At 55.2% G+C, this 14,014-nt stretch carries 6 protein-coding genes and 2 pseudogenes; 6 read left to right on the forward strand and 2 right to left on the reverse strand.

What is annotated here, in order from left to right; translation table 11 throughout:
- Positions 1–28 precede the first annotated feature (28 nt).
- Both B0G82_RS20825 and B0G82_RS20830 read left to right on the forward strand, forming a co-directional pair.
- Positions 29–1,426 carry a ThiF family adenylyltransferase gene (locus B0G82_RS20825; protein WP_241974766.1) on the forward strand — a complete coding sequence of 466 codons (1,398 nt, stop codon included), beginning with the start codon at positions 29–31 and terminating at the stop codon, positions 1,424–1,426.
- Positions 1,423–1,971 carry a Mov34/MPN/PAD-1 family protein gene (locus tag B0G82_RS20830; RefSeq protein WP_121308886.1) on the forward strand — a complete coding sequence of 183 codons (549 nt, stop codon included), beginning with the start codon at positions 1,423–1,425 and terminating at the stop codon, positions 1,969–1,971. The genes B0G82_RS20825 and B0G82_RS20830 overlap by 4 nt, the downstream gene beginning before the upstream one ends.
- Positions 1,972–3,073: 1,102 nt before the next feature.
- Here the strand turns inward: B0G82_RS20830 and B0G82_RS40525 are convergent.
- Positions 3,074–3,501 (reverse strand): annotated as a pseudogene (locus tag B0G82_RS40525) (IS5/IS1182 family transposase); the annotation flags it as partial.
- A 686-nt stretch (positions 3,502–4,187) separates the two neighbouring features.
- Here B0G82_RS40525 and B0G82_RS20840 point away from each other — a divergent pair.
- The 4 genes and pseudogenes from B0G82_RS20840 to B0G82_RS20855 form a co-directional block, all read left to right on the forward strand.
- A complete protein-coding gene (locus B0G82_RS20840; protein ID WP_241974768.1) occupies positions 4,188–4,787 on the forward strand; it encodes a hypothetical protein in 600 nt (199 codons plus the stop codon).
- 200 nt (positions 4,788–4,987) lie between these two features.
- Positions 4,988–5,584, forward strand: a complete 597-nt coding sequence (locus B0G82_RS40530) for a hypothetical protein (RefSeq protein WP_241974770.1) — start codon at positions 4,988–4,990, stop codon at positions 5,582–5,584.
- 560 nt (positions 5,585–6,144) lie between these two features.
- Complete coding sequence (locus B0G82_RS20850) at positions 6,145–7,293, forward strand: aminoacyl--tRNA ligase-related protein (protein WP_121308888.1); 1,149 nt, start codon at positions 6,145–6,147, stop codon at positions 7,291–7,293.
- 658 nt (positions 7,294–7,951) lie between these two features.
- Positions 7,952–8,177 (forward strand): annotated as a pseudogene (locus tag B0G82_RS20855) (IS30 family transposase); the annotation flags it as partial.
- A gap of 212 nt (positions 8,178–8,389) precedes the next feature.
- Here the strand turns inward: B0G82_RS20855 and B0G82_RS20860 are convergent.
- Complete coding sequence (locus B0G82_RS20860; RefSeq protein WP_121308889.1) at positions 8,390–13,906, reverse strand: ATP-binding sensor histidine kinase; 5,517 nt, start codon at positions 13,904–13,906, stop codon at positions 8,390–8,392.
- Between the last annotated feature and the right edge of the window lie 108 nt (positions 13,907–14,014).

Below are 14,014 nucleotides of genomic sequence, written 5' to 3' on the forward strand. Positions count from 1 at the left end.
TTGGGTTTCGACCATTACCGGCGCTGACATGCTCGCCAGCGCTTACGAGCTACTTGCGACCGAGAGCGGCGTAGCCACCGACAATGCAGAACCTCGAACGGTTCCGTCCGCTCATCGAACATCGCTGGGACAGGCCATTCGAGGTGAGTCGTGGCGATTTTTGCTAACTGCCTCGACAGAAGCCCTCCTGCGCAAGCTCGCCGCAATCGAGGTTGGAACGATCAAGTTTTGCTCTACGGCTGGAACCGTGGTGGGCTGGCTGAGAGCGGTCGGAGCGGAGTCCGTACCAGTGAACGAAGCAGGTTTTCCAGCTGAAATCCGTTCCAATTGGCCTGAGACGCGAGCCACGATTATTCCGATTTCAAATGCAGGCCCCGCGCTTACAACTGAGGTCGGCAAGGACGCTAGTGCGCTCCGCGCTGCGCTTGTCGGTACACAACAGGATGCCGGCGACGCGAAGGATGAACTCCTGCTCCTTGTCACACCCACAAGCGTCCGAGCAATCTACCTATGGGTTGAAAGCGGTAGGAACAGCGCCTTCGAGATTTCGGTTATACCTATGGCTGAGTCGCGACCCCGGCAGGACAGCGAAGCGGCCGCACTCGCTGACCGACGAATTGCAATAATCGGTTGCGGATCACTCGGGTCAAAGGTAGCGTCCATGCTTGCGCGTGCAGGCGTCAAAGACTTTCTTTTGGTCGACGACGACTTATTTCTTCCGGAGAACATCGTCCGCCACGAGCTCGACTGGGAGTTCATTGGTCTACATAAAGTAGACGCCTTAGCTTGCCGCCTAAAGCTCCTCGGTGCGAGGGATGTGAGCGTACGTCGACAGCAGCTAGGCGGCCAGGAGTCCGGAGGCTCTCTCGCTAGTGTCATGCTTCAATTGAAAGAATGCACTTTGTTAGTAGATGCGAGTGCAAACGATCTTGCATTCAGCTACGTCTCTGCCGTCGCAGAGCGTTTCGATAAGCCGGCGGTATGGGGCAAGGTCTTTGGTGGAGGGTTCGGAGGAGAAATTGGTCGTGTCCGCCCCGGCATCGAGCCTACCGCCGAAGTCGCACGCCACATTATTGCGAAATGGTGCGACAGTCGGGACAGCGCGCCGCCGGCCTCAGCAAACGGAAGATACGAATCCGGTGAAGCTGATGCACCGATGATCGCTTACGACGCTGACATTTCGGTCATTGCGGCACAGGTTGCACGAATGACTATTGATACTGTATTGCAGCGTACGCCCTCCGCTTTCGAAAGTTCGGCTTATCTGATTGGGTTACGCAAGGAATGGATTTTTACCGCCGCATTTGATACCTGGCCAATCGATTTGGGCGGATCGGTGCAAGCTGAGGAAAGAATGTCGTTGCCGGATGACCGGCTCAAAGCGGCTGCAGAAGATCTCCTAAAAATTGTGAAACAGGTCCAATGATCTCGGTTGAATTATCCAGCCGCCAGATCGAACGCTTTCGACGCGAGCTTCGGCGAGCGGGCAACCAAGAAATCGGCGGTGTAATGGTCGCTGAGCACTTGGAAGACGCTGCGTTCCGCCTAGCTGGCTTTTCTGTGCAGCGAAGCGGCGGAAGTTTCGCGTCTTTCGTGCGCAAACCTGCGCTACATAGAAGGTTCTTAAGCAGATTCTTCCAGCAAACTGGCCAAGAGTTCGAACGCTTCAATTATCTCGGCGAGTGGCACTCCCATCCGTGCTTCGTCGCTCGTCCTAGCAGTCAAGACATTGTTCAAATGCAGGCGTTGGTCGACGACCCCGATCAGGCAGCGCTGTTCGCCGTGCTGCTGATAGTTCGTCTCGGGCGTCACAATGATCTCGAGGTTTCCGCATATGCATTTCGACGAGGGTGTAGTCCCGTCGAGGCCGAGATTTACTGCGCTGACGAGTTATTATCGGCTCCCCGAGAACCAAGCTTCCGTGTCGGAAAAAGCCGTCTGCAGTTGGGATACCGCCGGCGGCGTCGCTAGCCCTTCAACCCTGACTCGGCAATTTGGAAATCCGGGCGCCGGAGGCGCTACACCGAGTAGCGCCGCAACGATCGCAGGAAAAACATGTCGGCAAGCACAGGGAGGCACACTCGGGTTCGCAGAGAGATTCGCTGAACACAACTCCTTGGCATAACACCATGTACCCATGCACCGCACGGCTGTTCATTTCGCATTTCACGGCCAACTCAAGCGATTGCCGCATGGTGACGCAGAGACACAAGCCAAGCGCAACAGCCACTGCGTTCGCAAGCTTCCGTGTAAAACACCACCTCAGCGCACATAAACGTCCCCAAAGTGACGGACGCTCCCGAATTTCGCCTCTCAATCTTCACACGGCGTAGGTGTCGCAACGCTTGCGGCTATCATCTCCCGTAAAACCCACCGCCTGAGTTGACGCAGCAAGAGCGATATACGAGTCACGCTGCGCATTCAACCGAGACACCGCCCACAACATCTCCTCCCTGGTCAGCCGGCCGCGCAGCGACAAAAACACTCACCTGCGAAACAAGGAACATCTGCTCGATCGAGCACGCTCTCCCACACCTAAAGGAGATCCTCAAGGGAGGATATGTTTTTTGAGGGTTGCTAGTGAGGATATGCTTACGTAAGAAGAGCGGCAATGCCGGAGGCCCCCAGCGATGTCGCTGAGTGCCTTCTTCATCGCTCATGCAATGACTCCGCCAGACTATTTGCAGGTCCCGCGCCTCTAGCTTCGCCAGCGCGTTCGTTGTCTCAGGACCGATCCCCGTGGAACGAATTTCCCTGGCGCGCCACCGGTCGCAACCCGTCCATGCCAGCGGTCACTGCCGATGCCCTTCAGTCGGAAGGGGCGGCACTCTCATCGGGCGGCTAGTGCTCAGCCGATGCGTGACATGTAAGGTATAACAGCGCGGCAGCGGCATCGTCAACGCCGCGTGAAAGTCAGACGATGGAATGCATCCGCTGCTACCTCGAAATCTCGAAGCCTAATTGAGAGTATTTCGATAAATTCCGACATGAAGTTTTTTGTAACAATACGTCGGTCGCAATACAGGTAGTCGCAATGAACAATTTGTTTTGGCAGCCGCTCCGCTTATGCTGTTCAACAAGTGGCAATGGGATAGCTGAGCAAACAGATAAGCACGAGTAGATAAATAGGCCGCAGCTTTCTGAGGATCATCCGCAGGTTGTGACCTGCGCTGCACCGCATGCATCGCATGCGCCGAGTGCGCCGTCGAGCCAGTTCCGGTCCAGTCTTCCGTCTGTCTTCATGTGGCCGATGACTGGTTCGATTGCGCGGCCCTGCTAATCATCGCTCGTAGTGAACGTGTGATGCCACGCCGCAAATCCGGGCGATAGGTCTTCGCGCCGTCGACGGCGACGCCCTTAACCACGATCCACGATTGTCACCTTGGGATTCGCAACACTCAGGATCGCGGCCTGTTCCAGCGCATCAGCCAGCGTATGTCCGCCGTAGTGATTACCTGGCATCGAACGCCTGCCGACCACCGCCCCTTCCTTGTAGATCGACGGGCAGCAGTTCCCTTTTTCGTCGATGCGGGCTAGAGTCAACACCGGCGTCGCGCCCGCAGCATTAGATGCTCACGCAGGAACCTTCGACGTGACCGCATCTTACTGTTGGTACGACTGTGCGGCATGTCTGCCGTGACGGCAGCTCACGCGACCGCCCGTCCAAGATCCACTCCGCACAATTGCCGTTTTCGCCTTTACGATCAAATGGAGGCCATGGCGAGGTCTTGCAGGCAGCCGCATCGGCGGCGACGCGTTTGGTACTTCGCTCAGCAACCGGACGTGCATCTGCGCAAGACGTTCGGGCCCTGCGGCAAACACGATTTCTATGCCGATTCGGTCGGCTGTGCCCGTCGCTGCGCGCCGGCCGAATCAACCGTTACCTGCCTGTATCGATGAGACTCGCGGTTCCTGCAGACTCCAACGCGAGTTTGCAACCCTGTTTAGAGTAAATAATCTAATCAATAAACACTAACTATTTATTGAGTGATTTTTCGACAGCCGCATTTCATACATTTTTCTAAAGCGCCAGATGCTTTTCAATCCAATGTTCTGGTATTAAGATACAAAACATACTTCATTTGCCCTTCACGAAGCAAATTTAGTTAATTCTTCGAAATTGTGCGGATCGCAAATATTTCTACCGTTTTGCCCTTCTAACATGACTGCTCCCGATACACTTTTTCGTGCCACTCTTTATCTCAATCGAGAGAAGCACCGGCTTCGCCCTTCCATTGATCTCCGCATCGATAAGTCGAATCATTCGAGCCGTCGATGCGCTAACACATCAACAGAAGGGAATGAAAGTAATGTCTGTTATTTTTGTAGCGTGCAAGGGTCTCAGGAAGTTCAATGGCATCGTTGACGACCAGTTCCGCAGTGCACATTTTGATACCGACGCGGTCGAAATCGATGAAAACCCTAAGTGGCCATATTTCGCCAATGGTCTTGAGGTCGGCACCACGTATATGTACGAGGAAGACTGCTGGTTCAGCTTTGGAAGAAGGTATCCGTTCTACGAAAACGTGGATAAGCTAGCCGTTTTTGTGGGCTATGACTATCGGCTACCCGGCGCGGGTGACCCGGGCCCCTTTCGCGAATTATTTTGCTGGGGCAAAGGAATGGTTGGGCCTGTGATTTCGGCCAAGCTGGTTAGCGATTTCGACGACTGGGATGACCGAGCTCGAGCACTCGACGACGAGAACTTCTACAACTTTTATCAAGATATGCGCAGGATGTTCGAGTTTGCAATGAAGGATGGTTGCGTGTTTCTTCGGAACATGTGACCTAACTCCGAATCGGCCGCTGATATTTGAAGCCATTTGATTTATTGGGCGCGGCATTTTCATGCCGCGCCCGCGCTTTATGATTGTAAGTGCCGTTGCACAGTCCCGTACCGTCTCAACCTACGATCTGCCAGCTTGGCTTCAGGTAATGACCTCGCCAACACAGCGGTGTAGCTCTCTCCTACAACTTTCGCACAACCATGAGCATCATTGAAACCAACCAAAAACCGGGAACCAATACTCGCAATGAAGTGGCCAATGCCATCGTCGACTTCATGTCCGACTGCGGATTGCGAGACGCCGACGTAAATGCAGGCCACCTGTTTCTTGCGTTCGAATTTGCGTACCGGCCGCTCCCGAGGTTTTGGCGCGAGTTCGACTTTCCAGCGCTCGTAGAGGCCATCACAGAGCGCTTTCCTAACTGGCGTTCCGCCGTCCAAAAGCCGGACCGGAATGCTGATGATGCACTGCGTGAAGTCGAAGAAATCCTGCACTCCAATGCATTCGACGAAGCGAATGCTGAGATGATGATGCGCCTGCCCACGCACGCTCGACCAACTGAATGGCAAGAAGCCGCCGATTGGATTTGCGAGGAGTTGCGCAAGAGGAAGCTCGGAGCAGAGCTGAGCTTTGCCGAGCGGCTTGGCAAACGTTGCGGCGAAGGCGCGCTGCAAGAATTGCACTGCCTCGAGCGCATTGCAAATGGGGTTTCGTTCGAAAGAATCGGAACCGGGGTCGCCCGGACCTGGCGCAACCGGGCGCTGGCTGAGCGGCAGAAAGACGGTTGCAACGCCTGAGGCGAGGTGCGGCGAGTAGAAGCGACCGTCGCTTCTCTTCCGCACCGTGCCCCGCCGCGGATGCTGGCCCTCGGTGCTTCCCAACGACTACTCAACGGTAGGGTCATGATGAGCAGCGACCCGCAACGCGGCCGACATTGGGCTAAGGTTCCCCGTTGTTGGCGGCTAGTTCGTCGGCAAGCGATCCGCAAGCTGCCTCTTCCGCAGCGCATACGTAACGGCGGCGTTCTTACGCAAGGACCGGCTTGCGGCAGTTTCAGTTTTGAGGCAAAGTAATATCGATGGGGACCGGGAGGGCTAATCGGCGACCCCTGCGAAGCGCGTGAGCGCAACCGTCCTCCGCTTCTGGACATACATAAGACATGGAATTTTTGAGGAATCTTCCGCAACGACCTCTGGTGCCCGCAGCGGCGTCCGGAGTTTGCTCGCGACCTCAAAATACGCATATGAAAGGCTAGCCACCAGCTTCTTGCGTGACAATCGACGATCCGGACGCCCCTCGCGGGCGTTTTTTATTTTCAGGCCTGTTTTTCCGCTGAATTTAGAATCCGGAGCACACGATGAAGTTCTCACAACAGTTTTTTTCGAACAGTTTTTTTGAGCAAGACAACACTAGGCTGGATCTGACCGATCTCGCTCGCAAGGCATGCTTCATCCACCAGGACGCCGCAGGACTTTACTCATGGATGTCGCTGGGATTGAGGGCTCAACGTCGCGTCGAAGTCGTTGTGCGCGAGGAGATGGACCGGGCCGGATTTTGCGAGGTCCAGATGAGCCTGCTGCAGGATGCCGACCTGTGGCGGCAAAGCGGGAGAATCGACGCCTATGGCGACGAGTTGATGCGAGTGACCAATCGGAGTGGTCGGCTTTTTTGCCTCGGCGCTACGTGTGAGGAACTGACTACCAACATGGTCAAGACTCACTACAACAAGACGGACCTGAGCCTAGGCCTCTATCAGTTTGGCAACAAGTATCGTGACGAGTTAAGGACGCGCAGCGGGTTGGCGAGAGCCAAAGAGTTCATCATGAAAGACGCCTATGCGTTCAATGCCACGGAAGCTGGCGCTCGAGAAGCGTACGAGGCGGTTCGTGATGCATACATTCGCATCTTCAACCGGCTTGGATTGGACGCCATCATAAGGTCCTGCGACAACGGCGAAATCGGCGGACGAAGTTCCGAGGAGTTCCATGTTCTCAGTGAACTGGGCGAGGACGAGACCGACGGCCAAAAATCGCTCGAATGCGCGCACATCTTCGACCTCGGCGACCGCTACTCGAGGGCCATGGGGCTGGTCAATGCTCAGGGCGAATTTGTCAAAATGGGTTGCTTCGGAGTGGGCATTTCACGCCTTGTAATGCTCCTGCTGAGCCGCCAACGCGACGATCGAGGATTTTGGGGAAGTGAATGTTTCAACGCGTTCGATGTCGTGCTAACGGTGATCGACTGGGAGCGTCAGGAGCACCAGGACGAAGCCGAGAAGCTTCGACGCGTTCTGCAGACGAAAGGATTAAGTGTGCTCGTTGACGACCGACTAGCCCAGGCTGGGAAAAAGCTTGCCGATGCTGAGTTGATTGCGTGTCGGCAACGCGTGGTGGTTGGCAAAAACGCCATCCTGTCTGGCCGCTTCGAGTGGATGGACCGACGCACGCTCGCGCGAGAAAGTGCGACGGTTGAGCAGATCGCGGAGCTTTGCACGAGGAAGCTGTAAAGAGCTGAGGGCCGTGGATCTTCACGGCCCTCTACCAGCAATTGCTGAAGATCTTGGTCGATGGCGAGTGTCTCAAATCGGCCCGATAAGCGACAGTTCGAGCCATACCTAATCGGGGGAACGACGGCGGCCCAAACATCGGATTTTCCTACTGTGGATTTTTCCGGTCTTCAGCGTCCGGGACAAATATTTGGACCGAATTTAACGCTTGGGGCAACAAGCTTTTCAAGTGGATACCCAAAAGCGCACATCCCCCTCAAGGCGCCACCTTATACTAGGAGCAGTCCCTTGAATCGGGATTGTCGCGTGGCTGGTCGGAGACATAACGGCAGCGGCCACGGGATACCCCGGGACTGTGGGATAGTCTTGAGACCCCGGGCAAGGTGGCGAAGTTAGTGCCTTGGAGACGAACGACTGACGGGTGACGCTGGCTCCGGGGTGCATCGAAAAGATGCTCGCGAGTTGGGTCTGAAGGCTCCCGGTAGGATGGGGGCCGGGCTCAACTCCACCACGATGCATCTCAAAAAACAGAGCATGCATCTTGAGCGTTGATCTCAAACCTAAGCTCGTGAGACAAGAACGGATTATCCGTGGAGAAGTGCAGGTTACTTTGCCGCAGCTGTACATACCGGCGTGCTGGAAAACGGACTTGGAAATTATCCAGTTCTACTTCTGCGCCCTCCAAGCATCCATGGCAATGCGGATCGAACGAAAATTCTCACGGGCTATTAAGGCAGTACCTGCCTGAAAGCACCAACCTGTCAGAATATTCCCAAGCCAAACTTAATGCTGTAGCAACACGATTGAATGAGCGTCCGAGAAAGACCCTGAACTCCGAAACGCCAGCCGGACGATTCCAGCAAATCATTGCATCCACCGGCTGAATCCCGACCGATGGTTGACAGTCGGGCGCTGGTTTCCGCCCGATACCCGTCATTGTAAGTGGCGGACAGTGTCCGGTCTTTCAGGGGGCCGCTCCATGATGGAAATAAAAACCCAGGATTTCTGTTGGCAGGCTCCGACTCTCTTGCCTGAACGCTCTCTTTCGCTACCGCTACACAGAAAAAACAACGGCGTCGCTGCGAAATCAAGGTCGCTATTGTGATTTAGAATCTCGATCTCGGTCTTCGCGGATAGGCAAAGTGAATTGAAACGTCGCCCCCGAGCCCATATTGCTCGATATCCACAACTGCCCGCCATGCGACTCGACAATTGAACGGCTGATACGAAGTCCCATGCCTGTGCCATGCGGCTTTGTCGTAAAGAATGGGTCGAAAATCTGCTCCGCCAGTTTCGACTGGACACCGATTCCGGTGTCCCTGATCGACACGAGAATCGCCTCGCCAGTCCGCTCGGCCGTCACGACTATCTCTCTTAAGCCATTGATATCCTTCATCGCTTCTATGCCGTTAAGAATCAGATTCATCGCGACTTGCTGCAATTGCACTCGATCTCCCACCACGCGAGGGAGGTCGGGTGCCAAGTCAACTCTCACGGCTACATCGTATCGTTGAATCTCGCCGCGCAAGAGGGCGATTGTGTCACGAACGATCTCACCGACCTCAAAGACTTCACGGTTCAGAGCACCCTTTTCGAATTGTTTGCGGATCCTGACCACGATCTCCGCCGCCCTCCGAACGTTTTCCACCATATTGGTTGCGGCCGTGCGCGCCTCTTTTGTGCGCGGCTTGTCACGGGAAAGCCACCGTAGACAGGCGCTTGCGTGGCCGATCGCACCCGAAATCGGTTGACTGACTTCGTGGGCCAGAGAGGCTGCCATTTCTCCCATGGTTGTCGCGCGATTGATGCGTGCAAGATCGATCATCGCCTGCCGCAGGCTCTCCTCTGCCCGCTCGCGTTCCGTCACATCACGAACAGCACCGACAAAATCAAGATTTTCTATATTGACCGCTTTACCCGAAGCGTGGATATATTTGATGCGCCCATCAGGCATCAGAAAGCGATGTTTGCTATCAAAGTCCTTCTTTTCGGTCCAGGAAGCGTCAAGGGCTCGACGAACGGAATCTCGATCTTCAGGGTGAACGCGCAGCAGTACGAGCTCGACGGAGGGTTGAACCCGGGAATCGTACTCGATGATGTTATAACCCTCCTCAGACCAATAATGGTCTCCACTCGATGCATTCCAACCAAAGCTGCCCGTGTGACTGATCTTCTGACCTTGTGAAAGAAATGCTTCACTACGCTGCAAATCGGAATACAGTTTTGCGTTCTCCAACGAAATCGCAGCTTGCGAGGCAAGAAGTTGCAATAACTCAACTCGGTCAGAGGTGAAAACACCCGCTGCCAAGCTGTTTTCCAGATAGAGAATGCCGATAAGTTTCGCCTGCTTCAAGATCGGTAAACACAAAAGGGAGCGCGATCGCTTCTGGTTTACATAGTCATTCTCCGAATAGAAAATGTCGCGTGATGCATCATCGAGTAGAACACGCTCTTGAGTGCGGATTACGTAATCCAGCGCTGCTTGCGGAAGGTCTGACGACGTGACGATCGACTGCCGCACGACAACATCAATTCCACCGGCCTGGCTCGTCGCCTCGGCCTCGATTCTCGGCTCACCACCCTGCGCAGCGCTTCGAAGCAAAATGAGCAAGCCGCGCTGCGCTCCCGCATTTTCGACAGCAAGTCGAACCAGCTTCTCGATCAGGCTCGGTAGAACCATCTCGCTCGACAGTGTCTGCGAGACTTTGATGACCGTGGCCAAGTCGAGAAGTGAGGTCGGTGCGGTGATCGTGCCACTGAAGGCCGGCGTGGTCAGGTGGCCGTTGAGATAGGGGTACAGTTTGTCTAGCTGTTCGACCTTGCTTATCGCACCCCAACTGAGATAGCACCGGCGAGCATCGCTTAGATAAGTACGCGCAATCTTGTCAAATTCCAAAGTCGCATAGAAGCGCCCCGCTAGCTCGCTTGCAGTTGCCTCGTTGTGCACAAATCCGTTCGCACTCGCCGAACGAATGGCCTTCTCATAAGCAAACTGGGCATCGAGCAGACGCCCCTCGATGCGGGCAATTTCTGCCTCCACCAGCGCCGCGCAGTTTTCGAAATTGGCAGGACAATTCGTTGCCCATATCCTGAGCTGTCGATAGTGTCGGTTTAGTGCCTGCGCATGCTTTTTTCTCAGCTCGTCCGTCGCGTAATCGATGGCGCAAGCTCTTGCTAGAGCACCATAAAAATGGAACTCCATCACTTCAAAATTGGAATGCGACTTCTCGAAGAGTCGCGCGGCGTGCTCCGACGCGTCGATGGCACTTTCATAGTCGTTCGCCAGAAAGCGCGCCTGCGACTTGCGAATCCAATACCAGCACTCAGGCCTCGCTAACGTCGGGTTGCTGGACAAATGACGCTCAAATCGAGATTCATCGAAACGATCGTCGTTGAAGGTCCCAAATCCTCCGGTGAGGCCGCGAAGCGTCCGAATAAACATGACCTGCGTAGTGATCGTGCTGATGACACGGCCGAACTTCAGTTTCTCTGCAAATGCTAGACCCGTTTCTGCTTCGCGCTGAACCTCGGACAGGGGGTCTCCGGCTGCAAGCATGTTCGTGTATAGGTTGCTGCAGCTATATGCTGCAAACGTAAGGTCGCCAGACTGGATCGCGGCGTCGAACGCGCGGCACACCAGATCCCGCCCTGTCTTGACATGGCATCGCCATGGCATGATCAGATTGCCGAATCGCATGTAAACCCGCGCCCGAAACCGAACAAACGCGTGCTTTTCGACCAGTTCGTAACTGAGTTTCCCGAGTTGGAATCCGGCTTCGTAATTACCAAACCGGGATCCGGCGAGCTGACCCAACGTGACATATGCAAACGACGATGCATCACTATTGCCATAGTCGAGACTTATTTCTACCATTCGGCAAAGAATAAGGGCGTGCAGGTTCTCATCAGTGAATTGCGCCGTCAGAACAGCTTCGGTGAGCACATCCAGAATATCGAGCAGATCAGCATCCTTGACCAGGGGTAAGTTGACAAGCTCTCCCTTCTGCTTCTCACTCACGCGCGACCAAACCTGATTGAACTCCTTCGACACTTCGCCGACCGATGGGTGCGGTGACCACCTTTCGCCGCGACCTCGTTGATATTCAATGAATACATCGACGCCTCTGTCGCTGCGATCTAGGAGGTTGTAGAGCGTCAGACGCAAACGCGTGATCAATGCCCTATCGCGCGCACTCGTGGCCCGTCGCGCGAGCATCGAAAGCCGCGCTTCTGCAGATGCCAGATTAGCCGTCTGTACATCGCATTCTGCAAGGAGACTCTCGATTGAAAAGATCAGTTCGTCGTTGCGGTCACACGTCTCGTCCGTCAGCAATTCACGCCCGGCGTTGAGATACCCAATTGCCGAGGCATATACCGTCGAGGTCTTCGCCCGTCGTCCGGCGATGAGATTCAACTGAGCAATCCGCTCGCGCTCCTCAATCGAGTTGACCAGATGAGCGCCACGATTAAGCTGGTTCACAATTTCAAAGATATGCTCATCCAGCGCTTGTGGTGACGCACGCGACGCCATCAACATGCCGATCCGCAAATGCGCATCCGCCCGCAGACTTTGAGGAATCAGCGAGTAAGCGGCTTCCTGCACACGGTCATGAACGAAGCGGTAAGAGTCTTCGAGCTGATGAACAAGACCCATTCGAACTGCGTGCCAAAGCTGGTCATGCAATTCATCAATCGAGTCCTGATAGACCACATGCAGTGTCGCAAAGTCAGCACTGATTCCCAGACAGGAAAGCTGCTGAAGTGCTTTCTTGGTTCCACTCGGTAAGCGATTCAGTTTTTCCACCATCAGGTCCACGACGTTGTCGGTATAGCCTTTGTCGCGGATGCGATTCAGATCCCAACTCCACGCCCCTCGACCGTGGTCGAAGATAAGCAGTTCTTCCTCGAACATCGCGTAGATAAATTGAATGACAAAAAACGGGTTACCGCGGGTCTTCGCCTCTACGAGTCGTGCCAATGCGCCGACATGCGGCCGCTCACAATGCAGCGAATCCGCCAGCAACGCCTCCAGATCACTGCGCTCTAACGGTGCAAGCACAATGTCGCTCACCCTCACACCTGAGCGGCGGACCGCTTTCAGCTTGCGCTTCAGCGGATGCTCAGGCGACACCTCGTTGTTGCGGTAAGCACCGATTAGAAGAAGGCGCTCCACATCTGGCTGGGTGACGAGATCTTCGATTACATCGAGCGTGGCTGCGTCGAGCCACTGCAAATCGTCGAGAAAAAGCGCCAGCGGTTGATCGCGCGTGAAGACGCTGATGAATCGCCGGAATACCAGTTGAAAGCGGTTTTGCGCCTCTCTCGACGAAAGTGCAGGAGGGGCCAACTGTTCGCCGATGATGAGTTTCAATTCCGGAACGAGATCCACCATCAGTTGACCATTCGGTCCGAGCGCTTCGCGGAAAGCAACTCGCCACCGGTCTAACTCTTCCTCTCCTTTTGAAAGGATCGCACGGACAGGGCCTTGAAAAGCTTCTGCGAGAGTCGCATACGGAATGTTGCGCTTGTATTGGTCAAACTTTCCCGATGCGAAAAAGCCCCGGGGCGGCACGAGCGCCTTATGAAGCTCATTGACGACCGAGGATTTGCCTGCACCGGCATAGCCGGACACGAGTACCAGTTCCGGCCGGCATCCGGCAGCAACTCGTTCAAAGGATTCGAGCAGTACGCCGATTTCCGATTCGCGCCCGTATAGCTTTTCCGGGATCAGAAGTCGGTCCGGCACGTCGCGTTCACCAGGCAGGAACGCATGGACTCGCCCGTGCGTCTCCCAATCGTCGAGGCATCGCCTGAAGTCACGCTCCACGGCTACGGCTGTTTGATAACGCTCCTCAGCCGTTTTGGCCAGCAGGCGCATGATGATGGCGGCGACGGAAGAAGGAATGACCGATCCCTGTTCTCCGGGCAAGCGCGGCTGCCTTGCAACGTGACAATGCACCCACTCCATCGGATCTGACGCAGAGAATGGGAGAGCGCCGGTGAATAGCTCGTATAGTGTGACGCCGAGGGAATACAGGTCGCTGCGAGAATCCACAGAGCGATTCATACGCCCCGTCTGCTCTGGCGACATATATGCAAGTGTGCCGGAGACGATCTCAGGCGGCATGGGCGGCAGACGTTCGCGCGGCACGCGTGATGCGATACCAAAACCCATAAGCCACGCGCGTCCAGAATTGTCCACGAGTGTATTTGCCGGCTTAACGTCGCGGTGTATGAGACCGTGTCGGTGAACCTGGTCCAGTGCCGCCACCAGTCCGATGGCAATGCGCAGGCAACGCGTCAGATCGATCTGAGTGTTTTTTTGCTGCGTAATGATTCGATCAAGAGGCTCACCGCCCGGATCCTCAAGAATAAGGGCCGTGCGCCCTTGGTGACGCGTTAATGCAACTGGACGGGCCGCCCAGGCTGAATCGAGCGCAGTCGCGAGCGACCACTCATGTTCGAGCCGCTGCAGAATGTGTGGCGACGGCTGAGGGACGGTAGCAGCAACCGCCACGATAGGTGTTAACGTGTTCGAATCCCTGCCACGGTAAAGTGTGAGACCGGCGTCTTCGCGAAGCAATTCCAGCGTGTACCCGGAATCCTCTGTCATAGAGAACACCCGTCTGTCAGAAAGGAGAAAGCGCTTCTATCAACGCGAAAGAAACGGTTTTTGGAGATTACATAGTCGCGGACAATGCTGCCTTCAGACCAACAATCG

Source organism: Paraburkholderia sp. BL17N1, from assembly GCF_003634175.1.
Taxonomy (GTDB): Bacteria; Pseudomonadota; Gammaproteobacteria; order Burkholderiales; family Burkholderiaceae; genus Paraburkholderia.

What these genes read in the sequence shown, in the direction of transcription:
- B0G82_RS40530 (WP_241974770.1), top strand. Translation starts at nt 4,988, where the DNA reads ATGAGCATCATTGAAACCAACCAAAAACCGGGAACCAATACTCGCAAT.
- B0G82_RS20850 (WP_121308888.1), top strand. Translation starts at nt 6,145, where the DNA reads ATGAAGTTCTCACAACAGTTTTTTTCGAACAGTTTTTTTGAGCAAGAC.
- B0G82_RS20860 (WP_121308889.1), bottom strand. Translation starts at nt 13,906, where the DNA reads ATGACAGAGGATTCCGGGTACACGCTGGAATTGCTTCGCGAAGACGCC.
- B0G82_RS20825 (WP_241974766.1), top strand. Translation starts at nt 29, where the DNA reads ATGCTCGCCAGCGCTTACGAGCTACTTGCGACCGAGAGCGGCGTAGCC.
- B0G82_RS20830 (WP_121308886.1), top strand. Translation starts at nt 1,423, where the DNA reads ATGATCTCGGTTGAATTATCCAGCCGCCAGATCGAACGCTTTCGACGC.